This is a genomic window from Mesorhizobium sp. WSM4845, from assembly GCF_055811455.1.
The window spans coordinates 33,839-60,555 of sequence record NZ_JBVVQA010000021.1 but is presented as its reverse complement, the minus strand read 5'-3'; the positions used below and the strand labels follow the sequence as shown (position 1 = coordinate 60,555).

The 26,717-nt window shown below is 62.3% G+C and carries 20 protein-coding genes; 9 read left to right on the top strand and 11 right to left on the bottom strand.

What is annotated here, in order from left to right:
- Positions 1 to 256 precede the first annotated feature (256 nt).
- Entirely contained in the window at positions 257 to 2,281 is a 2,025-nt protein-coding gene (locus AC0L2C_RS22455; protein WP_473524507.1) for an ABC transporter ATP-binding protein/permease, read from the top strand.
- A gap of 108 nt (positions 2,282 to 2,389) precedes the next feature.
- On the opposite strand, the gene AC0L2C_RS22450 is transcribed toward AC0L2C_RS22455, so the two are convergent.
- The 3 genes from AC0L2C_RS22450 to AC0L2C_RS22440 all read right to left on the bottom strand — a co-directional run bounded on the left by AC0L2C_RS22450 (position 2,390) and on the right by AC0L2C_RS22440 (position 6,076).
- Entirely contained in the window at positions 2,390 to 3,769 is a 1,380-nt protein-coding gene (locus tag AC0L2C_RS22450; RefSeq protein WP_128166857.1) for an aspartate aminotransferase family protein, read from the bottom strand.
- A gap of 69 nt (positions 3,770 to 3,838) precedes the next feature.
- Positions 3,839 to 3,961 (bottom strand): hypothetical protein, encoded by a 123-nt coding sequence (locus AC0L2C_RS22445; protein WP_031254781.1) that lies wholly within the window; start codon positions 3,959 to 3,961, stop codon positions 3,839 to 3,841.
- 45 nt (positions 3,962 to 4,006) lie between these two features.
- Entirely contained in the window at positions 4,007 to 6,076 is a 2,070-nt protein-coding gene (locus AC0L2C_RS22440) for a prolyl oligopeptidase family serine peptidase (RefSeq protein ID WP_473524480.1), read from the bottom strand.
- Between the two features lie 140 nt (positions 6,077 to 6,216).
- Here AC0L2C_RS22440 and AC0L2C_RS22435 point away from each other — a divergent pair, with 140 nt between their 5' ends.
- On the top strand, positions 6,217 to 6,774 hold the full coding sequence (locus AC0L2C_RS22435; protein WP_128166861.1) for a hypothetical protein: 558 nt from the start codon (positions 6,217 to 6,219) through the stop codon (positions 6,772 to 6,774).
- Here AC0L2C_RS22435 and AC0L2C_RS22430 read toward each other — a convergent pair.
- Both AC0L2C_RS22430 and AC0L2C_RS22425 read right to left on the bottom strand, forming a co-directional pair.
- Positions 6,771 to 7,931: an MFS transporter gene (locus tag AC0L2C_RS22430; RefSeq protein WP_287257815.1), complete on the bottom strand. Its 1,161-nt coding sequence runs from the start codon at positions 7,929 to 7,931 to the stop codon at positions 6,771 to 6,773. The genes AC0L2C_RS22435 and AC0L2C_RS22430 overlap by 4 nt on opposite strands.
- A 124-nt stretch (positions 7,932 to 8,055) precedes the next feature.
- The gene (locus AC0L2C_RS22425) at positions 8,056 to 9,924 is read right to left on the bottom strand and encodes a phospholipase D-like domain-containing protein (RefSeq protein ID WP_473524479.1); all 1,869 of its coding nucleotides are present in this window, start codon (positions 9,922 to 9,924) and stop codon (positions 8,056 to 8,058) included.
- Between the two features lie 228 nt (positions 9,925 to 10,152).
- On the opposite strand from AC0L2C_RS22425, the gene AC0L2C_RS22420 reads away from it, so the two are divergent.
- The 4 genes from AC0L2C_RS22420 (at position 10,153) to AC0L2C_RS22405 (ending at position 16,378) form a co-directional block, all read left to right on the top strand.
- Positions 10,153 to 11,730, top strand: a complete 1,578-nt coding sequence (locus AC0L2C_RS22420; RefSeq protein WP_128166867.1) for a trimethylamine methyltransferase family protein — start codon at positions 10,153 to 10,155, stop codon at positions 11,728 to 11,730.
- A 140-nt stretch (positions 11,731 to 11,870) separates the two neighbouring features.
- Complete coding sequence (locus tag AC0L2C_RS22415; RefSeq protein WP_128246525.1) at positions 11,871 to 12,356, top strand: endonuclease domain-containing protein; 486 nt, start codon at positions 11,871 to 11,873, stop codon at positions 12,354 to 12,356.
- The gene (locus tag AC0L2C_RS22410) at positions 12,353 to 14,938 is read left to right on the top strand and encodes a GcvT family protein (protein WP_473524478.1); all 2,586 of its coding nucleotides are present in this window, start codon (positions 12,353 to 12,355) and stop codon (positions 14,936 to 14,938) included. The genes AC0L2C_RS22415 and AC0L2C_RS22410 overlap by 4 nt, the downstream gene beginning before the upstream one ends.
- Positions 14,939 to 15,010: 72 nt before the next feature.
- The gene (locus AC0L2C_RS22405) at positions 15,011 to 16,378 is read left to right on the top strand and encodes a M24 family metallopeptidase (RefSeq protein WP_473524477.1); all 1,368 of its coding nucleotides are present in this window, start codon (positions 15,011 to 15,013) and stop codon (positions 16,376 to 16,378) included.
- Positions 16,379 to 16,381: 3 nt separating this feature from the next.
- On the opposite strand, the gene AC0L2C_RS22400 is transcribed toward AC0L2C_RS22405, so the two are convergent.
- Positions 16,382 to 17,182: a phosphate/phosphite/phosphonate ABC transporter substrate-binding protein gene (locus AC0L2C_RS22400; protein WP_128246540.1), complete on the bottom strand. Its 801-nt coding sequence runs from the start codon at positions 17,180 to 17,182 to the stop codon at positions 16,382 to 16,384.
- A gap of 85 nt (positions 17,183 to 17,267) precedes the next feature.
- On the bottom strand, positions 17,268 to 18,278 hold the full coding sequence (locus tag AC0L2C_RS22395; RefSeq protein WP_128246522.1) for a fatty acid desaturase: 1,011 nt from the start codon (positions 18,276 to 18,278) through the stop codon (positions 17,268 to 17,270).
- 227 nt (positions 18,279 to 18,505) lie between these two features.
- Here AC0L2C_RS22395 and AC0L2C_RS22390 point away from each other — a divergent pair, with 227 nt between their 5' ends.
- Both AC0L2C_RS22390 and bmt read left to right on the top strand, forming a co-directional pair.
- Positions 18,506 to 19,348 (top strand): helix-turn-helix domain-containing protein, encoded by an 843-nt coding sequence (locus AC0L2C_RS22390; RefSeq protein WP_473524476.1) that lies wholly within the window; start codon positions 18,506 to 18,508, stop codon positions 19,346 to 19,348.
- Positions 19,349 to 19,434: 86 nt separating this feature from the next.
- The gene (bmt, locus tag AC0L2C_RS22385; protein ID WP_128166879.1) at positions 19,435 to 20,451 is read left to right on the top strand and encodes a betaine--homocysteine S-methyltransferase; all 1,017 of its coding nucleotides are present in this window, start codon (positions 19,435 to 19,437) and stop codon (positions 20,449 to 20,451) included.
- 111 nt (positions 20,452 to 20,562) lie between these two features.
- Here the strand turns inward: bmt and AC0L2C_RS22380 are convergent, their stop codons facing one another.
- The 4 genes from AC0L2C_RS22380 to AC0L2C_RS22365 form a co-directional block, all read right to left on the bottom strand.
- On the bottom strand, positions 20,563 to 22,656 hold the full coding sequence (locus tag AC0L2C_RS22380) for a VWA domain-containing protein (protein ID WP_128166881.1): 2,094 nt from the start codon (positions 22,654 to 22,656) through the stop codon (positions 20,563 to 20,565).
- Positions 22,657 to 22,658: 2 nt separating this feature from the next.
- Positions 22,659 to 23,219: an RNA polymerase sigma factor gene (locus tag AC0L2C_RS22375; protein ID WP_128246520.1), complete on the bottom strand. Its 561-nt coding sequence runs from the start codon at positions 23,217 to 23,219 to the stop codon at positions 22,659 to 22,661.
- A 134-nt stretch (positions 23,220 to 23,353) separates the two neighbouring features.
- Positions 23,354 to 24,043, bottom strand: coding sequence for a hypothetical protein (locus AC0L2C_RS22370; protein WP_473524475.1), 690 nt, complete (start codon positions 24,041 to 24,043; stop codon positions 23,354 to 23,356).
- An 89-nt stretch (positions 24,044 to 24,132) separates the two neighbouring features.
- On the bottom strand, positions 24,133 to 25,707 hold the full coding sequence (locus AC0L2C_RS22365; protein ID WP_128166887.1) for a trimethylamine methyltransferase family protein: 1,575 nt from the start codon (positions 25,705 to 25,707) through the stop codon (positions 24,133 to 24,135).
- Positions 25,708 to 25,978: 271 nt separating this feature from the next.
- Here AC0L2C_RS22365 and AC0L2C_RS22360 point away from each other — a divergent pair, with 271 nt between their 5' ends.
- Positions 25,979 to 26,677, top strand: coding sequence for a corrinoid protein (locus tag AC0L2C_RS22360; RefSeq protein ID WP_095494578.1), 699 nt, complete (start codon positions 25,979 to 25,981; stop codon positions 26,675 to 26,677).
- Positions 26,678 to 26,717 lie beyond the last annotated feature (40 nt).

The following is a 26,717-nucleotide window of genomic DNA, read 5'->3' as shown; positions in this document are numbered from 1 at the left end:
ATTGCTCTGACAAGCCTATGTGCCAAGCGGCTTATGCTTAGCCAGCATTACAATTCCCCAGATGAATGGCAGTTCCAACACCACTGTCGTTGGAAGCCGCACTGCGGACGAAAGATTGTCGACACGCTCGCGAAGCGGCAGCAGATCAAGGAAGACGCCAGGAAACGAAGCCGACCGCATCCGCGCCGACGTGGAGATCAAGCGGCTTGAGCGGACATCATTGAAACCTTCTGATTTCCAAGCCGTTATCGCCGGTATGTCCGGGGCTAAATCCAAGCCGAAATCCGTCTCCAAATCGCGCGATGGCGAGAAGTCGCGCCAGGAGAAGCAATCGACTGTCGAAGCCGCGTCTGAGATCGCCGGCGCGGCTCCGCCGCCGCTGGATTTCGTCGAACCCGATCCGGAGCTGACCCCTGAGGAGGCCGAGCAGGCGCGCAAGAGATACTTGCTGAGGCGTTTCTGGATCAGCGCGCGCGGTTACTGGGGCCGCGGAGGCGATAGGCGGGCTTGGCCGTACACGATCGGGTTATTGCTCCTGATCGTCATCAATGTCGGCTTCCAGTATGGGATCAATGTCTGGAATCGCGCAATTTTCGATGCCCTTGAGCAACGCAATGCGCGCACCGTCTATGTCCTGAGCGCCGTTTTCGTGCCGCTCGTGCTCGGAAGCGGAAGCCTTGTCGTTGCACAGGTCTTCCTTCGCATGACGATGCAGCGCCGCTGGCGTTCCTGGCTCACCAACGCGGTCATCGCGCGGTGGCTTGCAAGCGGCCGCTACTTTCAGTTGAACCTCGTCGGCGGCGACCACCAGAACTCTGAAGCACGCATCACGGAGGATTTGCGGATTGCCACCGAATCCCCGGTCGACTTCATCGCCGGTGTCATCAACGCGTTTCTGTCTGCCTCGACCTTCATCGTGGTGCTCTGGACGATCGGCGGGGCCCTGACTCTGCCGATCGCAGGTTCGACGGTGACCATTCCCGGCTTTCTCGTCATCACCGCGGTGCTCTATGCCGCGATCACATCCACCTCGATGGCGGTCATTGGCCGCCATTTCGTCCACCTCTCCGAGGAAAAAAATCAGGCGGAAGCCGAATTCCGCTACACGCTGACCCGAGTGCGGGAAAACGGCGAGAGTATCGCATTGCTCGGCGGCGAGGAGGAAGAGCGTAGCGGCATCGACAAGACGTTCGCCTATGTGCTCAGGCAATGGGCGCTCCTTACAGGTCAGCACATGCGCACAGCGCTGGTATCGCAGGGGGCGAGTCTGTTTGCGCCTGTCGTGCCGGTTTTGCTTTGCGCTCCAAAGTTTCTCGAAGGCGGCATGACACTTGGACAGGTCATGCAGGCTGCCTCAGCCTTTGCCATTGTGCAGGGCGCGTTCGGATGGCTGGTCGACAACTACCCCCGTCTCGCCAATTGGAACGCCTGTGCACGGCGCATCGCCTCGCTGATGATGTCGCTGGACGGGCTCGAGCGCGCCGAACAGAGCAACACGTTGGGACGCATAAAGCGCGGCGAAGCTGCAGGCGATGCGATGCTCAGCCTGAACAATCTCTCCGTGTCGCTCGACGACGGCACCGCCGTGGTCAAGGAAACCAAGGTCGTGATCGAATCAGGCGAGCGGGTGCTCGTCGCCGGCGAATCCGGCTCAGGTAAGAGTACGCTGGTGCGGGCCGTCGCAGGTCTGTGGCCGTGGGGCGGCGGCAGCGTCAACATCCACGCCGACAGACGGCTGTTCATGTTGCCGCAACGGCCTTATGTCCCCACCGGGACGCTTCGCCGCGCAGTCGCCTATCCAGGCGCCGCCGATCGCTGGACGCTGGACGAGATCAAGGCTGCCCTCGACAAGGTCGGGCTCGATTATCTGAACGACAAGATCGAGGACGACGCGCCATGGGACCAGACCCTCTCGGGTGGCGAAAAGCAGCGGCTCGCCTTCGCGCGTCTTCTGCTGCACAGCCCCGATATCATCGTGCTGGATGAAGCAACGTCAGCACTCGATGAAAAGAGCCAGGACAAGATGATGGAGATGATCGTTCACGAATTGCCGAAGGTCACCATCATAAGCGTGGCGCATCGCGCCGAGCTGGAAGCCTTTCATAGCCGCAAGATCACCTTGGAGCGGCGCGAGGGCGGCGCAAAGCTTGTCAGCGATATCGATCTTGTCCAGCGCAAGAGAAGACGGAACTTGCTTGAGCGATTTATGCGGCGCCGGCGCGCCGTACCGAAGCGCAGCACTGCCTTGAGCAAAGCGGCGCTGCCCGAGACAAAAAAGTGAAATCCGCCGATCGGGCCTCGGCTCTTGGTGAGCGGCTCCTCCGGCAGGCAGAATCCGGCATTCAAACGCCGGGCGTCCGGTTGCAGAACGCCCGGCGATCGTTTTATCTCACCGCTTGCGCAAATCCGCCTGCGCCAGGTCAAGCGCCTTGGCGATGCGGCCGCAGGCCATGTCGATCGTCTCGCGCGTCCAGATCAGTGGCGGCGACAGGATCATCGTATCGCCGGTGGCGCGCAGCATCATGCCTTGGGCAACTGCGTGGTCGCGGACGGTCACGGCCGCGCTCCCGGCCGGCAGGAAGCGCTCCTTGGTCGCCTTGTCGCTGACGATCTCGATCGCCCCCATCAGCCCGATCGAGCGCACCTCCCCGACCAGATCGTGCTCGCCGACGTGCTCCTGCAGCGCCTTGGCGAAATAGGGTCCGGTGTCGTTCTTGACCCGATCGACCAAACCTTCCCGCTCGATGATCTCGAGGTTCTTCAGCGCCACGGCGCAGGCCACGGGGTGGCCGGCATAGGTATAGCCGTGATTGAACTCGCCGCCCTTCTCGACCAGCGTCGCGGCGATGCGGTCACCGACCAGCAATGCCGACAGCGGCTGATAGCCGGAGGTCAGCGCCTTGGCGGTGGTGATGGTATCGGGCTCGATGTAGAATGTCTGCGCTGCGAACCACTCGCCGGTGCGGCCATAGCCGGTGATGACCTCGTCGAGCATCAGCAGGATATCGTATTTGCGGCAGATGCGCTGCACTTCCGGCCAATAGCTCATCGGCGGTATCTTCACGCCGCCTGCTCCCATCACCGGCTCGCCGATGAAGGCGGCGACCTTGTCGGCGCCGGCTTCGAGGATGGCATCCTCGACGGCCTTGGCCGCGCGCAGGCCGAAATCATGGTCGCTTTCGCCGGGCAGAGCCAGCTCATAGGCATAAGGCATCATCACATGGACGATGTTGGGAACCGCGCCGTTGAGCTGCTTGTGCATCGGCTCCATGCCGCCCAGCGACGTGCCGGCGATGGTCGAGCCGTGATAGGCGCTCTTGCGCGAGATGATGCGGTTCTTCTCCGGCTTACCTTCCAATGCCCAATAGTGGCGCACGAGGCGCAGCGCCGTGTCGTTGGCCTCCGAACCGGACGAGCCGAAGAACACCTGGTTGACATGCTTCGGTGCCAGTTCCGCCAGCTTTTTGGCCAGCAGCACCGGTGTCGGGGTCGAGCATTTGAAGAAGGAATTGTAGTAGGGCAGTTCCTTCATCTGGGCGTAAGCGGCGTCGGCCAGCTCATCGCGCCCGTAACCGATGTTGACGCACCACAGCCCGGCCATGCCGTCGAGGATTTCCGTGCCTTCGGAATCGTAGATGAACGGCCCGTTGGCATGGGTGATGATGCGTGAGCCGGCCTCGCGCATCTCCTTGTGGTCGGTAAACGGATGGAGGTGATGCGCAGCATCGATCTGCTGAAGCTGCTTCAGCGAATAATTCTGATAGGTCATGTCTGATCTTCCTCTTGAACCAATCCGGCAATTGCAGACAATCCGGCAATTGCAGCGGGGGCGGATTCGTCAGAGGAAGGCGGGCGGCGAATAGCCGATGCGGGCGCAAAGCCGCAAAAGCTCGGCGCGAAGCGTGCGCGGCGACGGCGTCACCGCCACCCCAAACGCGCAGCATGCCTTCATCCAAGCCATGCAGCATCTTAGGCGGTCTGATGCGCTCAGTTCAAGCCGTTCCGTTCAAGTCGTTTCGGTCAGCGCCCGTTGCAGGAAGACATACTTCATCGCCGCCTGTGCCGCTTGCGGCCGGCGATCGCCGCGCCCGCCATGGCCGCCCTCGGTCTCCTCGAAAAACAGCGTCTTCGCGTGGCCGGCAGCCTGCAGCCGTGCCGCCATCTTCCGCGCATGGCCGGGATGGACGCGGTCGTCGGCGGTCGATGTGGTCAGCAGCACCGGCGGATAGGCGGCATCGGTCTCGACATGCTGATAAGGCGAGTAAGCCGCCAGCGACGCGGCCTCTTCCGGCTTCGCCGGATCGCCATACTCGGCCATCCAGGATGCGCCGGGCGGCAGTTCGGTGTAGCGCAGCATGTCGAGCAGCGGCACGTCGATGATCACCGCGCCGAAAAGCTCCGGATGCTGGGTCAGCGAAACGCCGGTCAGCAAGCCGCCATTCGAGCCGCCCTGGATGCCAAGCGTCGCCGGCGTGGCGATTCCGCGTTCCACCAGGTCTTGCGCGACCGCGGCGAAATCGTCGAAGGTGTTCTGGCGATTGGCCTTGAGCGCGGCCTGATGCCAGTTCGGACCGAACTCGCCGCCGCCGCGGATATTGGCCTGCACATAGGCATTGCCCTTTTCCAGCCACAGCCGGCCGCGCACGCCGGCATAGCCGGGCAGTAGCGGCACTTCGAAGCCGCCATAGCCGTAAAGCAGCGTCGGCACCGGCCCGTCCTGGTCGCGCCGCCTGACGACGAAATAAGGGATTTTGGTGCCGTCCTTCGAGCGTGCCTCGAACTGTTCCGAGACCAGGGACGATGCATCGAAACGCGCCGGCTGCGATTTCACGGTTGTCAGCATCGCTGCATTGTCGTCCGACCAGATGATCGAGCTCGGCGTCAGGAAATCGGTGAAGGAGAAGGACACGCTGGAGCCGAAACGCTCGGCGTGGCTGATGCCGACACTGCCGTTTTCGGGCAGCGCCACCGGCTGCAGCGACCAGCCGCTGCCGCTGCGATCGCAGGCGACGACCTTGCCGCGCACATTGTCCATCAGATTGATGAACAATCGGTCCCGCGTGCGGGCAATGCCGGCAATCGAGACACGATCCGCCGGCTCGAGCACGGTCTCAACAGGTGCGAGCGCATTGGTCTCGATCCAGCGCGCGAAGTCCAACGAATAGAGGCCATCAGGATTGCACAGCGTGCCGTTCGGCGCCGTCCACGGGCTGCGCACTCCAAAGACTAACTGATCCCTGAACAGCACCGTGTCGGTCACGTCGTCCGGCAACGGGATGCGTCTGTTTTCGCCGGAGGGCAGACGCAGAAAACTGTGCGAAGCAAAGAAATCGAGCGTCCGGGTCAGCAAGATATGACGCTTGTCGCCGTCGAATTCGAGGGAACCGCCGGCGGCGAGATCCTGCTTCTGCGCCTCGAAAATCGGCGTCGCATCCTCCAGCCTGGTGCCGCGCTGCCAAAGCTTGACCACGCGCGGATAACCGGACTGGGTTTTTTCGTCCTCTTCGAAGGCAGCCGAGACGATGACCGTGTTCTTGTCCAGCCAGTTGAAGCCCGACTTCGAGGCAGGAGCACGAAAGCCGCCCTCGACAAAGGACCTGCTGTCGATGTCGAATTCGCGCATTTCGCTGGCGTCGCCGCCATCCGGCGACAGGCTGAGCAGGCAGCGGCTGAAATCGGGGTAAAGCCGGCTGGCGCCGCTGAACACCCATTTCACACCCTCTTTGGCTGACAGACTGTCGAAGTCGATGATCGTCTCCCATTCCGGCTTCTCGGTCTTGTAGGAAGCCACCGGAGTGCGCCGCCAGAGGCCGAGCACGTTGGTCTTGTCCTGCCAGAAATTATAGACGTGGCCGTTGAGCGCAGACCCGACGGCAATGTTGTCTTCGGCCGTCATCAGGTCCAGTGCGGTTTGGAAGCAGGTCTGGTAGGATGGATCGCCCTGCAACTCGGCGACCGTGATCTCGTTCTGACGGTGAACCCAGTCGAGCGTTTCCTTGCCCGTTCTGTCCTCCAGCCAGAGAAAGGGATCCTCAGTCGCCGAATTGGGACGCGTCTTTGTGTTCGAACTGGTCATGTGGTCTCCGATAAATTCGTCAAGGCTCGGCAACGTCGTCTTGCCACTATCGGTATTCAACTTGGAACGCAAAAGGAGCCATTGCGCTGTTGGCCTCCTAAGATGGGGCCGCCTGCCGCCCGCAGGCCACGAGGGAATCCATGCAACATCTGTACATTGCCAAAGAGAAGTTCGGTCCCTTCAGCGGCACTGCGTGGACTATGTACATAAACTGGTCCGGCCTCACCCAATTAAGCGAGGTCGTCTCACTCGATGGAATGCTCGGGCCGGTCGCGCTGGGACAGGTAAAGGACAGCTACTGGCCCCATATTGTTAACGAGGACTACATGCTCGATTTCTTTGTGGACCTGGACTTCCTCCTTTCGGAGTTGGCGGATCCGGGCGATTTGAATGTCCTCAATGTGATACGAAGACCGTCGGTTGACGTGCGTTCACTCGACTGGAACGGATTTACCTTCCTGGGCTACGACTTGTTGGATAAAGACGTCTCCATAAGCGCTTTGACCAACTGCGGAGGATTTCCTGACGTGTTTGCGAACACGGAACTGTCCGATGTTGGATTGATACCCGATTTTGATCGTGCTGTTGAAATTCGAAACCTTCTACGCAGGATGCATCCCTCTGAACACCATGCCGAATGTGATTTATGGGCGATTTCCAGATGGCACGGAAATGAAGGCACCCCGCAATTGTATTAGACCGCTCGCCCCCGCAATACGGTTGTGACCGCCAACGCCAGACAAATGGCGCCAAGCGTGATCGGCAGGCCGTCCGCGCCGAGAATATCCATGGCGCCGCCCGCCAGCGGCGGCACGGCGATGCCCCCGACGCCCCACATTAGCGAGAAGGCGGCGTTGCCGGCGACCAGTGCCGAGCCGGTAAACCGCTCGCCGAGCTCGATGATCGACATCGTGTAGATGCCGTAGGAAACCGCGCCCCAGACGAACACGCACGGCCAGATCAGCGGCGTCTCTATAAGAACCGGCAACAGCACACACCCGAGCACCGTTAGCGATACACAGATGAATCGCACCAGACGCGCTGTCAGCCGTTCCGCCAGCAGGCCGAGCGGCACCTGCATGGCGATGTTGCCGGCGATCATCATCGACAGCAGCGCCGACATGCGGGCCTCCGCGATGCCATAATGCGCTCCGTAGACCGGCAGCAGTGCCAGCACCCCCTGTTCGAAACCGGCGGCCACCACGACCGCCGACAGCAGCAACCATGCCATCGGCATGAAACCCATCACCGAAACCTGGTGCCCGGCTTCATCGACCTTTGGCAGCCGTCCCAGCACCAGCGCCAGGCAGGCGCCGCAAAAGACGAATGCGGCGATGCCGACGAGAAACGGCGGCCATCCTTCGGTGCCGACCGCAAGCAGGCATAGCGGGCCGGCCGCGAAACCTGCCGAAATGACTGTAGAATAGATTCCCATCATGCGACCGCGGCGCGCCGGAGGCGCCAGCGCGATCACCCAGATCTCGCTCAGCACATAGAGCGGATTGGTCACCACGCCGATCAGGAAGCGCAGTGGAAACCAGAGATAGACATTTTGCGTCCAGCCGATCAGCGCCAGCATGATCGCGGAAAGGGCCGCGCAGGTCAGCGCCGTGCGCCCTGCCCCAAACCGGCGCGCCAGCGCCGGGATGAGCGGCGACGAGACGATAAAGCCGACCGGCGTCATTGCCGCCGACAGGCCGATCATGGCCGGCGAGACGCCCTGGCGCTGCAGGATGAAGCTCAGCAGCGGATAGCTCAGCCCTTGCGCGATGGCGAACACCGAAACGGTGGCGATCACGCCGGTGATCGCCGCCCACTGCATTGTCTCGTCGCTGTTCTGTTCCGCCCGGTCCATGATTCGCACCACGAAACCTGCACGATTAGCGTTTCGGGGGCGTGCCGGGAAGCACCGGCGGCAGGAACCGCTTGCGCCAGCCAGAGCATGCCTTGTTAAGGACTCCGCGGCACCATTCAGGCCACTACGGAAAATACCGGGCAATCGCCCCCTTCCTGCCCTCCGCGTAAGGCTTCAGCCACTTGTCGTCGATGGAGAGCCCGTCATTGTCCGACGGTCCTACTCCAATCGTTCTGCGCCAGGCGCGGAACTTGTAGTGGTCGAACACGTCGAGCATATGCACCGCAAAGGCCGCAGCGAACGTCTTGTCGCCTTCGACGATCACCATGTTCTCGTCGTTTTCATAGGACGCCTTGTAGCCAAGGTTGTGGCTGCCGGCGATGACGGTCGCATTGTCGGCCATCGGATCGATGATCACGATCTTGTCGTGCACGATCGCATGGCCGACGGTCAGCACTTCCGCCTGGAAATCCCGCGCAACCGAGGCCCCCGTCAGGTTGGCCGCCCTGACGATGGAGACGTTCGGCGCCTCCCAGACCTTCTCCGGAAAGACGAATGGCGATTTGCCGTCCTTGTTCGATTTGTTGGTGACTGGATCCCGGGTCGGAGCAATATAGTTTGGCATGGCGGTGTGATCGCTGATTGCGCCTTGCACGATCAGCTTTGGATTCGCCGTCGCCGCCGCGACCGCCTGATCGATGACCGAATTGTTGCCAAGCCGCGACGGATTGAACACGAGAAAGAGCACCGCCTCCTTCGCCGCCTTGATTCGTGCGAAGACATCTTCGAGGTCGACAGGCCGCACCGAGATGTCCTTTTTGCTGCGGTCGGGATCGTTTGGCGAGAACCAGATGGTGGTCCCATCGACATGGTTCGGTGTGCGATTCTTCAGGCGAAACGGCCTGCCTTGCTTCTGCGCCACACGTCCAGCGGCGCTATCGCTCGCCGGCGGCGGGAACACGTCGGCCTTCATCCGCTCCCAATAGGCATCGAACACTTTGGCCATGGCAGGGTCGTCGCGGATGAAGGCGTTGTTGGACTGTCCGCAAATGCCGGTCGACGTCCAGTTGGTGCTGCCGGTCATGACCGCCTGCGGATTGCCCTGGGCGTCGCGGTAGACGGCAAACTTGTTGTGGCCGATATGATTGTTGTTGAACAGACGATCGGTCAGCACGACGCCGGCGTCGCGCAGCCGCTTTCTGAAGGGCGCGTTGCCCGCGTCCCACGCCTTCGTTTGTTCATCCCTGCCCGAATTCGAAAGAATGACGTCGACGACATCCTTGGCGTCGATGATCGCGTCGCACAACTCGTCATCGCCAAGCTCGTAGAGGGCAAGCCTGACAGTGCCGCCCTCGGCCTTGGCCCGTTTCATCAGGCGGGTGAGCACATCCGGAACCTCGCCATGAAGATAGGCGCGGATCTTGCTGCCGGGACGCTGAAGCTCGGCCCTGATCTTGTCGCGCTGCCCGACCTTGATGCCGGCGTCTTCCAGCGCGCGCGACAGCCATTGCGTCGAGAGCACGCCGTTGGTGAAGGCGAGCCGCGCCTTGCCGAACATCGATCCCAGGAAGATGGTCGGGCTGACGGCGCCTTGTCCGAGATAGCCGAGCGGCCGAGCCGCTCCGGTATAGGCTTTCTCGGGGCGCACCGGCACTGGATCGAGGCCGGGCCGCATGTCGCCGACCGGACGCACCCGGTAGGCGACCAATTCGCCATCGGGCCTGATCTCGACGCTGTCGCGGCGCCGCCGCACCGTAAGATCGCGCCAGAATGTCTTCTGCACCGGCCAGACGCCGCTATCCTGCGGAATCCAGTCCTTGTTGCGTTGCCCCCGGAAAGGCACCCAGGAAGCCAGACAGCGTTCCTCGCCGGTGCCGGGATAGATGCGGACGATCTCGAAGCCGAGACAGCCGTCGATCATTCCGTCAATATCCCAGGCAATGAAAGCGACTTCGTTGTTGGTCGCTGCACGCACGCTAACAACATCCGACACGGAAATAGTCTCCCTCAGGACGGTTTGTATTCAATGTACTTGCTCAATATGACGTGATCGCAACGTGACATGTTTCACAGTTCGGGCACAGATCTGGATTCGCCCTGGTGCGTCCGGCTGGCGAACGTCCATGTCGCTTCCCTCGTCCTAGTGGTCGCCGCCTCCGCAATGGCGGGACGGCGGTCGGTCCATTATGCCGCCGCACCATCGCAGCGTACGAGGACTATCATGACCGCCGCCCTTCATCCCGCCGAACCGGCATTGACAAACGACCGCGCCCGTCGCGGCGGCCGCGCGGGCAAGCGCGCCGGCGCAGCGGCGGCATTCGAGCAGCCGCCTTTCCGTCAGCTGAAAATCCCGCTGACGCCGACCAGGCTGGTCTCCGACGACGAACTGGAATCGATCCACCTCGCCTCGCTGCGCGTTCTCAGGGAAATCGGCGTCGACGTGCTGCACGACGAGGCAAGGCGCATCATGAAGGCGCATGGCGCAGATGTCCGCGAAGGCAGTGAGCGGGTGCGCTTCGACAGCGACATGATCCTCGAGCTGGTTTCGCACTGCCCGTCGGAATTCACCATCCATGCCCGCAATCCGGCGCACAATGTCCGCTTCGGCGGCGACAACCTGATCATCTCGATGATGGCGTCGGCGCCCAATTGTTCCGACATCGACCGCGGCCGCCGCCCCGGCAACCAGCAGGACTACCGCAACTTCCTCAAGCTTGCGCAGATGCACAACATCCTGAACTGCACCGGCGGCTATCCGGTCGAGCCGATCGATATCCATCCGTCCGTCCGGCACCTCGAATGCATCCGCGATCTGAGCGTGCTGACCGACAAGGTGTTCCACATCTATTCGCTCGGCAAGGAGCGCAATGTCGACGGCATCGAGATCACCAGGATCGCGCGCGGCATCAGCGCCGAACAGCTTCTCGAACAGCCGTCGGTGTTCACCATCATCAACACCAATTCGCCGCTCAAGCTCGACGTGCCGATGATGGAAGGCATCATCCAGATGTCGAGCAAGGGCCAGGTCGTCATCGTGACGCCGTTCACCCTGTCGGGCGCCATGGCGCCGGTGACCATCGCCGGTGCGCTGGTGCAGCAGAATGCCGAGGCACTGTCCGGCATTGCCTTCGCCCAGATGGTGCGCAAGGGCGCGCCCGTCGGCTATGGCGGCTTCACCTCCAACGTCGACATGAAGTCCGGCGCGCCGGCCTTCGGCACGCCGGAATACATGAAGGCGCAATTGGTCGGCGGCCAGCTCGCCCGCCGCTACAACATTCCCTACCGCACTTCCAACACCTGCGCCGCCAACACGGTCGACGCACAGGCCGCCTATGAAAGCGTGTTCTCGCTGTGGGGCGCCATACAGGGCGGCGGCAATCTGATGATGCATGCGGCCGGCTGGCTGGAAGGCGGCCTGCGCTGCTCCTACGAGAAGACCATCCTGGACATCGATCTGCTGCAGATGGTGGCCGAATTTTTGACCCCGCTCGACCTTTCGGAGGAAGCACTGGCTATCGACGCCATCCGCGATGTCGGTCCCGGCGGCCATTTCTTCGGCACCCAGCATACCCAGGACCGCTACAAGACCGCCTTCTATTCGCCTATCATCTCCGACTGGCGCAATTTCGAGACCTGGGCGGAAGCCGGATCGCCGACAGCTATCGAAAAAGCCAATCGGGTATGGAAGGAGCGGCTGGCCTCCTATGAAGAGCCCTACATGGACCCGACTATCCGCGAGGAGCTCGACGCCTTCGTCGACAAACGTCGGTCCGAAGGCGGCGCGCCGACTGATTTTTGATCATCTGTATTGATTTGATGAACAGGCGACTCCCACTCCGTCGAGCTCCGCTCGACACCTCTCCCCCGATCGACGGGGTAAAGGAAGGGCGTGAGATTATTCCAGCCAGCGCCCTTCCTCTCCCTCCGGAGGGGGGAGAGGTGGCGCTGCGAAGCAGCTACGGAGTGGGGGACGCCATTGCCAAGAGACGCAGTCGCCGCAAAATAGGTACAACCCAGCGAGCACGAAAACTCAGGCAAGCAGGCAATCAGACGGAAGCATTGCTTTGGCTTGAACTAAAGGCGCGCAAGCTTGGCGGCTATCGCTTTACGCGTCAGTTTTCCATCGGCCCCTTTTTTGCAGACTTCGCTTGCCGCGAGAAATGGCTTGTCGTTGAAGTCGATGGACACCAACACGCCGGCAGTTCCTATGACCGCCGCCGCGACGAATTCATGCGCGCCCAAGGCTATTCGATTCTGCGTCTTTGGAACCATGACGTCCTGAAACATCGTACTTCCGTCTGTGAAACCATCCTTGCCGCGCTTGATGGCAGGCTGGCCGAGAACATCGCTGTATCCGACCTCCGATTTGTTCTCACACCCCGCCCACTCGATTCAATCTCTTCAAAAACGGAACTATCTTCATGAAATCTCATGCAAAAGCGGTTGTCATCGGTGGCGGCGTCGTCGGCTGCTCGGTGCTTTACCATCTGGCCAAGGCGGGCTGGACCGACATCATGCTGATCGAGCGTTCGGAGCTCACCTCCGGTTCGTCCTGGCATGCGGCGGGCGGCTTCCATACGCTCAATGGCGATCCCAATGTCGCCAAGCTGCAGGCCTATACGGTGCAGCTCTACAGGGAGATCGAAGAGCTTTCCGGCCAGTCCTGCTCGCTGCACCTGACCGGCGGCGTGATGATGGCCGACACGCCGGAGCGCATGGACTTCCTGCGCCTTGCCCACGCCAAAGGCCGCTATCTCGGCATGGACACCGAGCTGATCACGCCGTCAGAGGCCAAGGCGATGTTCCCGCTGATGGACGAGACCAATTTCGTCGGCGCCATGTGGGATCCGGTCGAAGGCCATCTCGATCCTTCCGGCACCACCCACGCCTACGCCAAGGCCGCCAGGAAGCTCGGCGCCGAGATCGTGCTGCGCAACCGCGTCGTCGAGCTGACGCAGGAGGTCGACGGCACCTGGAACGTCGTTACCGAGCAAGGCACGGTCAAGGCCGAGCATGTCGTCAACTGCGGCGGCCTGTGGGCGCGCGAGATCGGCCGCATGGTCGGCGTCGAGCTGCCGCTGCTGGCCATGGAGCATATGTACCTTTTGACCGAGCCGATGCCGGAGGTCGAGGAATTCAACAAGTCGACCGGCCGCGAGATGATCGGCGTTATGGACTTCAAGGGCGAGATCTACACCCGCCAGGAACGCAACGGCATCCTGCTCGGCACCTATGAAAAAGCCTGCAAGCCGTGGTCTCCGGTCAACACGCCGTGGGATTTCGGCCATGAGCTGCTGCAGCCCGACATCGACCGCATCGCGCCGTCGCTGGAAATCGGCTTCAAGCATTTTCCCGGCATCGAGAAGGCCGGCATCAAGCAGATCATCAACGGTCCCTTCACCTTCGCGCTGGACGGCAATCCGCTGGTCGGCCCGGTGCAGGGCCTGACAAATTTCTGGTGCGCCTGCGCCGTCATGGCCGGTTTCTCGCAAGGCGGCGGCGTCGGGTTGGCATTGTCGAACTGGATGGTCCATGGCGATCCCGGCTTTGACGTCTGGGGCATGGACGTCGCGCGCTTCGGCGAATGGGCGACGCTGCGCTATACCAATGCCAAGGTGCGCGAAAACTATTCGCGCCGTTTTTCCATCCGCTTTCCCAACGAGGAACTGCCGGCGGCACGCCCGGCCCAGACGACTCCGCTTTACGACACGATGCTGGCCAACAACGCCGTCATGGGCGATAGCTGGGGCCTTGAAACCCCGCTCTGGTTCGCACCGAAAGGCACCGAGCCGAAGGACATCGTTTCCTTCCATCGCTCCAACGATTTCGGGCCGATCGGCGAGGAAGTGCGCGCCACCCGCGAGAAGGTCGGCGTCACCGAGATCGCCAATTTCGCCAAATACGAAGTCTCCGGGCCGGGATCGGAAGATTTCCTCAACCGGCTGATGACCAACCGCATGCCGAAGACCGGCCGCATTGTGCTGACCCCGATGCTAAACGAGTTCGGCAGGCTGATCGGCGATTTCACCATCGCCAAGGCGGGCGAAGAGCGCTTCATGATCTGGAGCTCGTCGGCGGCGCAGAAGTATCATATGCGCTGGTTCGACTGGCACCTGCCGAAGGATGGTCCAGCGGCGTCACAGGTCCGCATTCACCGCTTTGACCAGACGCTGGTCGGCTTGTCGATCGCCGGGCCGAAATCACGCGACCTGCTGCAGAAACTGGTTGACGCCGACATCTCGACCAAGGCCTTCCGCTTCATGGACTTCCGCGAGATGTCGGTCGGCGGCGCGCCCTGCATGGTCAATCGCATCACCTATACCGGTGACCTCGGCTACGAGATCTGGATGGCGCCGGCCTACCAGCGTCTCGTCTACAAGGCGATCAAGGATGCCGGCGAAGAGTTTGGCCTGGTCGATTTCGGCATGCGCGCCCTGCTCTCGATGCGCCTGGAAAAGAATTTTCCGACCTGGTTCCGCGAACTGCGCCCGATCTACGGGCCGTTCGAGGGGGCGATGGACCGATTCGTCAAGCTGGAGAAGAACGATTTCATCGGACGCGACGCGGCAGCCAGGGAGCAGGCAGAAGGGCCAAAACTGCGCCGTGTCTCCTTCATCGTCGATGCCGCAGACGCCGACGTGATGGGCGACGAACCAATCTGGGCCAAGGTCGGCGGCAAGGACTACGGCACGGTGGAAAAGCCGCACGGCTATGGTGCGGCGCGTTTCGATACGGACGGCAAGGAAGTGCGCGGCTCGAGCGCCGCGGAAGGCGCTTCGGCCGTGCGCGGCATCGTCGACGGCGACTGGCGCGTGGTCGGCTGGGTCACCTCCGGCGGCTATGCCCATTACGTCCAGGAATCGATGGCGCAAGGCTATGTGCCGGCGGCCTTGGCCGCGGACGAGAGCGCCGGAATGTTCGAGATCGAGATCCTCGGAAGCCGACGACCAGCCCGCATCAATGTCGAGCCGCCTTTCGACCCGAGCGGCGAGAAGATGCGGGCCTGAAAGCATTGGACCCAAAGGCCCGCCCTCGGGCCTGACCCGCGCGGCCGATTGATATCGGGAGGATAGGAAAAAATGAGCGATCCGGGCGTCGAGCGACGGTTCGGTCGTCATCGCAGGATCGCGCCGTTCGAGCCAGACGAAGCAAGCTCAATCGATGCGTTGCGCCTGAAGTCGCGGCAGAAGGCCGCTGAACTCAACCAGCATGTGCTTGGCTACGGCGCACTGGCGGAAGCGGAGTGGCACGCCGCCGGCATTGCTGCTCCCGACCTGCCCGCCATGCGCCAATACCGGCTCGACCGCATCCGCGCCGAGCTGAAGCGCCGCGGCTATGCGGGAGCCTTGCTCTACGATCCGATCAACATCCGCTATGCGACCGACTCGACCAACATGCAGCTCTGGGTCGCACACAATCCGACAAGACATTGTTTCGTTGCCACCGAAGGTCCGGTGGTGCTGTTCGACTATTTTTCCTGCGAGCACCTTTCCGACCACTCCGGCGTCGTCGACGAGGTTCGGCCGGCAGTGTCGTGGATGTATCTCTATAGCGGCGACCTCACCCAGCAAAAAGTCCGCCGCTGGGCCGCCGGGATCGCCGATCTGGTCAAGCAGCATGGCGGCGGTATCGGCCGCATCGCCGTCGATCACATCAATCCCGAGGGCGTCGAAGCGCTCGACCGCCTCGGCATCTCGATCGGCAATGGCGAAGCGCTGATGGAAAATGCACGCCTGATCAAATCGCCCGACGAAATACTGGCTATGCGCCGGTCGATCGTCGCCTGCGAGGCGGCGATGGGTGAGATGGAAGCAGCATTGAGGTCAGGAATTTCCGAAAACGAACTGTGGGCCGAACTCCACCGCGGCAACATCGCGCGTGGCGGCGAATGGGTCGAAACCCGGCTGTTGACGTCCGGCCCGCGCACCAATCCCTGGTTCCAGGAATGCTCGTCGCGAACGATCGCAGCCGGCGATCTCGTCGCTTTCGATACCGATTTGATCGGCCCTTACGGTTTCTGCGCCGACCTGTCGCGCACCTGGCTCTGCGGCGACACCGAGCCATCCAACGAGCAACGCGAGCTGTTTCGCATCGCCGCCGATCAGATCGCCCACAACATCGGCCTGATGCAGCCGGGCACATCGTTCCGCGATCTTGTCGAACGCTCGGCGGTGCCGCCCGGAGATTGTTTCCCGACGCGTTACGGCGTGCTCTATCACGGTGTCGGCCTGGCCGACGAATACCCGACGCTGCCGCATGCCATCGACTGGACCGAAGACACGCCCGACGGCGTGCTTGTGTCGGGCATGGTGCTTTGCGTCGAGAGCTATATCGGCCGGCTTGGCGGACGCGAGGGCGTCAAGATCGAAGAGCAGATCCTGATCACCGAAACCGGCAACGAGCAGCTTTCGACCTATCCGCTCGACGAGCGGCTGCTCGGCGACTGATTTTTATGCGGTCGCCGCGACCGCCTCGCGCAGCGCCTCCACGATCTTTTCCGGTGTCGTTCTGGCAGTGATGAACGGCAGGCCCTTGCGCCGCGTTGTCCAGCCGACGACTGTGACCGCTTCCGCTGCCGGCTCGAAGCGCCGCGCATTGGCCCAGCTCTGGCAGTCGATGGCCGCGACATCGGCCTTGCCCTCGGCAATGGCGACGATCGAGGCGCGGTGGCCACCGCTTTCGCTGCGCTCGGAGAAGATGTCCAGGCTTTCGCCCAGCGCCTCCAGGTCACGCGTCGGCGCGATAATGCCCGACATGGAATCGAGGCTGTTGAAGGTAAAATGCTTGCCACGCAGGACATCGAGCGGGATGAGCGGGCTGCCGTCGGACGGTGAGCCAACCGTTGGCGCTTCACCTGCACGCATCACCAGCGCGCTCGAATAGAGTTCACCCTGCCCGCCCTCGAACGCGTCGTAACGCGGCTGGCCGACCAGTTGAACATGCGTCGCCAGCCCGAGTTCCATCGGACCCCAGCAGGTCTGTGCGAACAGCAGCGCCGGATGCAGCCAGAGGCCGAAAAAATCCAACTCGTCCGGCGGCAGCGTCGCCGGATCGGGCGCCATGACCTTTCCGGCGGCGTCGCGGATGCCGCCTTCCACAGGCCGCAGATCGGCATTGACGCGAGCGATGGTCTGCGGCGCGTCGATGCCTTTTTGCCGGAAGGCATCACGCAGCCGCGCCCATTGGGCGTCGACCTCGCTCCGCATTTCAGACCAGTCGTACATCGGCAAGCCGGCAACGAAATCGCTCATGCCGGGACTTTGATCGTTACGCTGAGAAAAATTGACGAGGCCATTGACGCGCACCTGGGCATCGCTGCCGGCAATACCCAAAAATTCATTCTTTCGGCGGCTCGGCCGGTACCGGCGCACTGCCAAGCCCATTGAGGCTGCGCGCCCTGACGCGCGGCTTGAACGCCCGGCCCGGTTCCGGCGTGCGCCGCAGCACCGGGTGGACGATCGGCTCCTTGGCCTTGAAGGCATATGCCCTGAGCAGCGCGAAATAGTTCGGATAGGCATAGCCATTGTTCATCCGCAGCCACTCGTCACGGCGCTCGCGAAACAGCTTCGGCAGCCGGTACCAGGCCACCGTCGGGCTCTTGTGATGAACGAAATGCAGATTGTTGTTGAGGAACAGGAACGACAGCGGCGAACGTTCGACGATCACCGTACGGCCTTCCGGATGCTCCGACCACTGATGCTCGGCGAAGGTGCGGATCGAGATCAGCGACTGGCCCAGCCACACCGGCACCAGGATGTAGAGCCATAGCGGGATGCCGAAGCCGAACTGCACGACCGGCAGCACCACGGCGAGGCCGATGGCGTGCAGCAGCCATGCCTTGCGGATCACCTTGTCGCCGGCAAGCATCTGCCTGGCATCGTCGATGAAGAAGCCGGTGCACGACAGCCACGGGCCGAGAATGAGCCGGCCGATCATGGTGTTGTTGATCTTCAGCAGGAACTTCATCGCCGGCGGCAATTCGTCATGGTGCCACAGCGCCTTGTAGTAGCTTTCAGGATCGTCAAGCGGATCGGTCAGCCGTTCGTCGGCATGATGGCGCAGATGAATGGTCTTGAACCGCCGGAAAGGCCAGACGAGACCAATCGGCAGGAAGACGAAAGCTTCGTTGATCTGCGCTTTGCGGGTCGGATGGCCATGCAGGACTTCGTGCGCCAGCGAGGATTGCAGCGCCGCCATCAAGGCCAGGACGACGAGCGCCAGCAGCGGATAGGACGGCCACAGGAACAGGCCGGCTGCGAGCCAGGCGCCGTAGCAGAAAAACGCCAGGAAGACGGTCGGCCATTCGATGGCCGGTGCATTGCGTCGTCTGTTATTCCTGCTTGTCATCGATCGACCACTGCCCTTCCAGTCGCCGGAACCGTTTTGATTCCTGACAGCATTGTGTCAGGAGCGTCGTGATGCTGCAACGCGACAAAGCGCACAAAATGTTGCGATTGCGCATTTTCAGCCGCATATGTTATCAATTGTAAACAGGCAGAGGATTCATTTACGCCCAAAGTGCGGTGTTGGCGGGTTCGGCGGATTTTTTTCCTCCCAATGACCGGAATCACAACATGGACAAACGCGACCTGTCGACGGTCTTTCGGGATCGCCTGAAGATGCTCCTGACACGGTCCGATCTGAACCAGTCCGCTTTCGCGACTGCGGTGGGCATCGACCGCTCGGCGCTTTCACAGCTGCTGTCCGGCACCTCGACACGCCTGCCCCGCGCCGAAACGCTGCTCAACATCGCCGCCGAATTCAAAGTGTCGCTCGACTGGCTGCTCGGCCTCAGCCAGGACGAAGGCGTCACCGGTGAAATCCGCGAGAGCCTGGAGATCGAGGAAGCGCCTGACGGCTTCGACCGCACGCTGCTGGCCAGGTGGCATGCCGAGGCCGCCGGCACGAAAATCCGTTACGTGCCGGCCGGCATTCCCGATCTTCTGCGCACCGAAGCGCTCGTCGATTACGAGGCTGGGATCGCCAACAAGAGCCGTGAGGCCCAGGCCGGCGAGACGCAGTACCGCATCGACTACAACCGGCGGCCGGAAACCGACATGGAAGTCTGCATGCCGCGCCACACGCTGGAGATCTTTGCGCGCGGCCTGGGCGTCTGGGACCGTTTCCCTGAGGCCGCCCGCCACCAGCAGCTTCTTCACATGGCGACGCTGCTCGACGACCTTTATCCCACCTTCCGCCTGTTTCTCTATGACGGGCGGAAGCGGTATTCGATCCCCTACACCATCTTCGGGCCCTATCGCGCCGCCATCTATGTCGGCGACATGTATCTGGTGCTGAACGCGACCCAGCCCGTCCGCACGCTGACCAGCCATTTCGACAATCTGATCCGCGCCGCCGATATCAATGCGCACGAAGCAGCCAGCTTCACCCAAAGGCTGGCGGAAATGCGATTTTGACGGCTTGTTACCGCGGCGACATTGACGCCATATAAAGATTTCTTTATATCCTTATCTCGACAAAATTCCCGGAAGGCGTATTTCCAATGACCAATCCAATTGACGCGCTGCTTGCCGAAAAAGGCGTCCTGCTCGCCGATGGCGCCACCGGCACCAACCTGTTCGCCATGGGGCTCGAGGCCGGCGAGGCTCCAGAATTGCTGAACGAGACGGCGCCGGACATCATCACCAGCCTGCACCAGAACTTCGTCGATGCTGGCGCCGACATCATCCTGACCAACTCCTTCGGCGGCACCCGCCACCGGCTGAAGCTGCATCATGCGCAGGACCGCGTGCATGCGCTGAACAAGCGCGCCGCCGAGATCGCCCGCGCTGTCGCCGATAAAGCCGGCCGCAAGGTCATCGTCGCCGGCTCGGTCGGCCCGACCGGCGAGTTGCTGGTGCCGCTCGGCGCCATGACTTATGACGAGGCGGTCGAGGCGTTTGCCGAGCAGATCGAGGGCCTGAAGGCCGGCGGCGCCGAAGTCGCCTGGATCGAGACCATGTCGGCGCCGGACGAAATCCGCGCCGCAGCCGAAGCCGCGATCCGCGTCGGCCTGCCCTATACCTACACCGGCTCCTTCGACACCGCCGGCCGCACCATGATGGGGCTGTTGCCGAAGGACATCCACGGCGTCGCCGATGGCTTGTCGCAGGCGCCGCTCGGTGTCGGCGCCAATTGCGGCGTCGGCGCCTCCGACATCCTCGCCTCACTGCTCGACATGACCGAGGCGAAGCCGGAGGCGACGGTGATCGTCAAGGGCAATTGCGGCATTCCGGAATTTCGCGGCGCCGAGATCCACTATTCCGGCACGCCCGAGCTGATGGCCGACTATGTCAGGCTGGCCGTCGATGCCGGCGCAAAGATCGTCGGTGGCTGCTGCGGCACCTCGTTCGCCCACCTCGCCGCCATGCGCAAGGCACTCGATGCGCACACAAGGTCGGATCGCCCGACCGTCGAAAAAATCGTCGAGCGCATCGGCCCGATGCGCAACAAGCAGGCGACGGTCAACACCGTCGAGACCAGCGAAGCCCGCCGCGAGCGCCGGCGCAGCCGCGCCTGACGCAATTGAAAAAGGCCGGCAAGGTTTTCCCTGCCGGCCTGCCTCACCGCCCATCGGTCGGTTTTCCGTATCAGAACGATCCCATCTGAGGAAAACCGGCCGTCACACCCACTACCTGTTGCCGCCGAGCGCCGAGGCAAGGCGCATCAGCGAGAGGAACTCGGACCGGTAGCCAAACGGATCGGCTCCACGGGCGGCAGTGGCAATCTCGATGATCTTGTCGTAGCCGAACTTCGCGGTCGCATCCTCGTCGCGCAGCTTCTGGCCAAAAGCTGCGACGGCAACGGAGAAGCGCTGGTCGGTGCTGGCCCGGTCGAAATCAGCAACTTCGTTGGCGGATGTCACCGGCGTGGTGATCAGCTTCGAGGCATCCTCGTTCGGCAGCTTGTAGCGGATCTTGACGAAGGCATATTCGTCGGCATTGGCGACGCCGCCATTGCTCACGGACGCCTGGCCGTAGCGCAGCGGATCGATCTTCTGGCCGCCGCTGCCGTTCGGCGTGATCTCATAGATCGCAGTGACCGAATGGCCAGAGCCGATCTCGCCGGCATCGACGCGGTCGTTGTTGAAATCCTCGCGATTCAAGGCGCGGGTCTCGTAGCCGATCAGCCGGTATTCCGAGACTTTTTGCGGGTTGAACTCGACCTGGATCTTCACGTCCTTCGCGATGGTGAACAGCGTCGAGGACGCATCCTCGACCAGCACCTTCTCCGCCTCGGCCAAAGTGTCGATATAGGCGGCGGTGCCGTTGCCGTTCTGGGCGATGGCCTGCATCATCTGATCGTTCAGGTTGCCGCGGCCGAAACCGAACACCGACAGGAACACCCCGGTCTTGCGCTCCTTTTCGATCAACCGCTTCAGATCGTCGTCGTCGGTCTGGCCGACATTGAAGTCGCCGTCCGTCGCCAGCATCACGCGATTGATGCCGTCGTTGACGAAGGATTTCTGCGCCAGCCGATAAGCTTCCTTGATACCCGCCTCGCCGGCCGTGCTGCCGCCGGGCGCCAACGTGTCGATGGCATTGAGGATCTTGTCCTTCTCCGAAACCTTCGTCGGCTCCAGGACAGTGCCGGCATCGCCCGCATAGGTGACAATCGAGACGGTGTCGTCCGGCTTCAATTTGTTGACCAGAAGCCGGAACGCGGACTGCAGGAGCGGCAGCTTGTCCTGCTCGTTCATCGAGCCCGACACGTCGATCAGGAAGACCAGATTGGCCTTGGGCTGCTCGGCCGGCTTCGCGTCGAAACCCTTGATAGCGACATGCATCAGCCTGGTGTGCTGGTTCCACGGCGTCGGCATGACGCTGACGGTCGAGTTGAACGGCGTCGAGGCAACGTCCGGACCTTTCCAGTCATAGGGGAAGTAGTTGATCATCTCCTCGACGCGGACGGTGTCGGCCTGCGGCAAAGCACCTTCCCTGAGCGAGCGCCGCACGAAGGAATAGGAGGCCGAGTCGACATCAATCGAAAAGGTCGAGACCGGGTCTTCGAGCGCGGCACGCACCGGATTGCTCTTGAAATCCCCGACGCGGTCGCGGTTTTGCTCTGGGAGCGGCATCTGGTCAGCTGGGGCGGTCGAAGGCTGAGCCATCAGCTTGGATTCGGCGCCTGGCATGCGGCCAGCCTGCGTGGCTCCGTCGGCTTTCGGAGGAGATATAGACATCATCACTCTGCCAGACGGCGCAGCTCCACCATCCTGTGCGAACTCACCTTTCGGCGCAGGTGTCGGCTTGGGCGCCGCATTGCGGGCCAGAGCGTCCTGCTGCGCCAGGCCGGCAGCCGATTGTGGCTTCGGCGGCGATGCCGGGGCAAGCGCCTCGGCTGCGACGCGGCTTTCGGCGTCGGCATCGGCTTTCTTCGTAGCCACTGGTTTATCGGCCAGCGTTTCGGTGATCTTCTCGTCCCCACCGGAATAGAACGGCTGCTCCTGCAGCATATAGATCGTGGCGTATCCGGCGATCGGCAGGGCGACGAGCCCGGCAATGGCCGGGGTGGCGAAGAGTTTCTTTTGCATGATTTCGCTCCAGAGCTTTTGTGCTCGCTCTGTGAGACGAAGCCCTTTCGCCGATCCTTGGGCGGCAGGTGAAGTTTTTTCGCCCACGTCGTAGGCACGCATGGCCGCCCCTAAGGCACGCGCCTTCGCGTCGTTGCCGGGTGCCGGTGCTGCGATGTCGCGCAGCCTGTTGAGTTGGTTGTCGTCGACCATGATCACACTTCCCCGGCTGAAAGCATGAGCGCCTTCAACCGTTTCTTCGCTTCATGGATGTGCCAGGAAACCGTCGTCTCCGAGATGCCCATCGCCTCGGAAGCGAGTGCGTGGCTCAGCCCTTCGCCATAGACGAGCAGCACCGCGTCGCGCTGCTTGTCCGGCAGCATCCGCACCGCCGCCCAAAGCGCCTCGGCTGGATCTTCGGGCTCGGCCGGGGCCTCTCCCGAGATCAGCTCGTAAGCCCCGTAGGCTTCGGTCTTGATCGCCTCGCGGACGGTCTTGCGCATCATGTCGCGTGCTGCATTCAGCGTCATGGTATAGAGCCAGGTGGTGAAGGCGCCGCTGCCATGATAGTCGCGGATCGCCCGGCCGAGCCGGACGCAGACTTCCTGGGCGATATCCTCGGCATCGGCCTTTTTCCCGCACCAGCGATAGGCGGCGCGATAGACGAAATCATAATGCCTTTCGAGCAATTTGCCGAAAGCCCCCCTGTCACCGCCCTTCGCACGACCGATCAGCTCGGCGTCGGAGGCTTCGCTTTCATCCAGCATCATCGCCATCATTTGCCTGTTGGACGAAGGCTAATGGCGATTCCTTGGGATGATGGAAGGATTTTTTTGCAGGGCGGTCAGATGACCACCGGGCTATCGGGGTCGCAATGCGGTGTTCAAGTTTCGTGCGGCATTCGGCGACGCTACAGGCCCGCGAACGCGACCATGTGGAAGGCTTGAACCTGTGGCGGATAGCGATAGGCCGCGCCGTAGGGACAGGCGTTGCGGTCGAGACAACCGCCGGTTCGGCAAGCCGCGCCGTTGTGCCCACGCACATGCGCCAGACATGTTCCATGCGCGAAACCATCCGCAGAATAAGCGTCGACCGGACAGGATTTCAGGCACGGTTTGTCGACACATGCATCGCAAAGGTGAACCACTTCGCGAGTTTCCCCAAACGCAATCTCGTCCCCGAACAGCAGCGCGCCGCGATAGGCGTGCCAGAGCCCGTATTGCGGATGCATGAGGATGCCGAGCGGCGACGGTTTCAGACCCTCCGCCTGCATCGCCCATTGCTGGAACGGCAGATACGGTCTGTCGGACGGCGAAACGGCGCGCGCGCCGAATGTCTTCGCCACTGCGCCGATCAGTTCGCGCGACCATGCATCGAGCGGATCGGCAACAGTTTGCGATTGGCCTTCCCGCCAGCGCAGAAAATGCGGCCACGGCGCGGCGCCCGCCTGCCCCACCAGCAGGACGGATCTGGCCGCAGCGCCGGAGAGACCGGAGGCTGTTTCCTCACCGCCTGCACAATTGAAGCCGCCGCGCAGGATGAGGCCGTGGGCGGAAAGCGCCGCCGCTATATCTTCGACCATGCTGCGCTCAAGGATCATCCCTTCCTGTCCGGCTCGGAGAAGGCGCTCCGCCAGACTTCCTTGTGGATGATGTTGGCGACTTTAGCCCCGCCTGACTCGGGCTCCTTTCAAGTGAAGGCGTCGGCCATCGACGCCTTCTTGCTGGCGATGAAGTCCTTCAGCCCATCGTCGATGCCCTGATCGAGATGCGGCGCCTCGTAGCTTTCCAGCCAGCGGCGAGCGAGTTCGTTGGCGCGCTGCGGTGCCGACTTTTCGCCTTCGGCCAGCCACTGCTCGTAGGAATTGTTGTCGGCGATGCTGGAACGGTAGAATGCCGTCTGGAAATTGGCCTGGGTGTGGTCACAGCCGAGATAGTGGCTGCCCGGGCCGACCTGGCGGATGGCATCCATCGCCTGGCCGTTCTCCGACAGGTCGACGCCTTCGGAGAACTTCTGGGTCATGCCGAGCTGGTCGATGTCCATCATGAACTTTTCGTAGCAGGAAGCGAGCCCGCCCTCGAGCCAGCCGGCCGAGTGCAGCACGAAATTGGTGCCGGCGAGGATCGTCGAGTTCAGCGTGTTGGCGCTCTCATAGGCCGCCTGCGCGTCCGGGATTTTGGAGGCGCAGAGCGAACCGCCGGTGCGGAACGGCAGGCCAAGCCGGCGCGCGAGCTGCGCCGCGCCATAGGAAACCAGTGACGGCTCCGGCGTGCCGAAGGTCGGCGCGCCAGACTGCATCGAGATCGACGAGGCGAAGGTGCCGAACAGCACCGGTGCGCCCGGCCGGATCAGCTGCGTGAACGACGCGCCAGCCAGCACTTCGGCCAGGACCTGGGTCAGCGTGCCAGCGACCGTCACCGGGCTCATTGCGCCGGCGAGGATGAACGGCGTGACGATACAGGCCTGGTTGTGGCGCGAATAGACTTTCAGCGCCCCCAGCATGGTCTCGTCGAACACCATCGGCGAGTTGGCGTTGATCAGGCTGGTCAGCACCGTGTTGTTCTCGACGAAATCGTCGCCGAACACGATCTTGGCCATCGCAACCGTATCTTCGGCGCGCTCCGGCGCGGTGACCGAGCCCATGAACGGCTTGTCCGAATATTTGATGTGGCTGTAGATCATGTCGAGATGGCGCTTGTTGACCGGCACGTCGACCGGCTCGCACACCGTGCCGCCCGAATGGTGGATCGACGGCGCCATATAGGCGAGCTTCACGAAATTCCGGAAATCCTCGATCGTCGCATAGCGCCTGACGCCGTCGAGGTCGCGCACGAAGGGCGGGCCGTAGACCGGTGCGAAGACCGTGGCGTTGCCGCCGATCTGCACCGAACGTTCGGCATTGCGGGCGTGCTGGGTATAGACGGACGGCGCGGTTTTCAAAAGTGAGCGGCAGAGCCCCTTCGGGAAGTGCACGCGCTCGCCCTTGACGTCCGCGCCGGCCTCTTTCCACAGCTGCAGCGCCTCGGCGTCGTCGCGAAAGATGATGCCGATCTCCTCGAGCACCGTGTCGGTGTTCTTCTCGATCAGCGCCAGCCCTTCCTCGTCCAGCACCTCATAGACGTTGATCTTGCGCTTGATGTAGGTGAGCTGGGTGCCGGGGCCGCTACCCGAGCGCGCCGCCCGCCGGGCAGCGGCACCACCGCTGGCGGCGCGTCCGCGCCGCGCGTTTGACGCTTCCTGGTCGACCGGCGCGTTCTCACTCATGATCGTTCTTCCCTGACTTTTGTTCTGGCACAATTATTATTGCCGCATATCGCGGCTTCTGGCCGGATCGTAGTCATGCACCCTATTCGAAACGGCCCGCCAGCGCCAACGCCTGTCGCAAAATCGACAAGAATTCCAATAGATTTGCAGTCGCTTTCCTTTTGCGGGAAGTCGCAAATCAGCTATGGACGCAAGCCTGTAGCGGGTTAGGTATTGACGTGATATTTGAGGCCCCGCAATTGCATCTGTGCGGCAAGGAGCTGGATTAAAAATGGCCGACGACGAGATCATCCTTTCCGAGCTTTCCGACGACGAACTCGTGCAGCAGATGCACGATGACCTTTATGACGGGCTGAAGGAAGAGATCGAGGAAGGCACCAACATCCTGCTCGAGCGCGGCTGGGCGCCTTACAAGGTGCTGACCGAGGCGCTGGTCGAAGGCATGCGCATCGTCGGCGAGGATTTTCGCGACGGCATTCTGTTCGTGCCGGAAGTGCTGTTGTCCGCCAACGCGATGAAGGCGGGCATGTTCATCCTGCGTCCGCTGCTTGTCGCCACCGGCGCGCCGAAGCAGGGCAAGATGGTGATCGGCACCGTCAAGGGCGACATCCACGACATCGGCAAGAACCTTGTCGGCATGATGATGGAAGGCGCCGGCTTCGACGTCATCGATCTCGGCATCAACAATGCGGTGGAAAAATACCTCGACGCCATCGAACAGCACCAGCCTGACATCATCGGCATGTCGGCGCTGCTGACGACGACCATGCCCTACATGAAGGTCGTCATCGACACGATGAAGGAAAAGGGCATCCGCGACGACTACGTCGTGCTGGTCGGCGGTGCCCCGCTCAACGAGGAATTCGGCAAGGCCGTCGGCGCCGACGCCTATTGCCGCGACGCGGCCGTGGCAGTCGAAACCGCCAAGGATTTTATGAAGCGCAAGCACAACGTCCGCGCTTCGGCCTGAGCTGACGAGGAGAACACAAGAGCATAAGTACGGAGCCCGT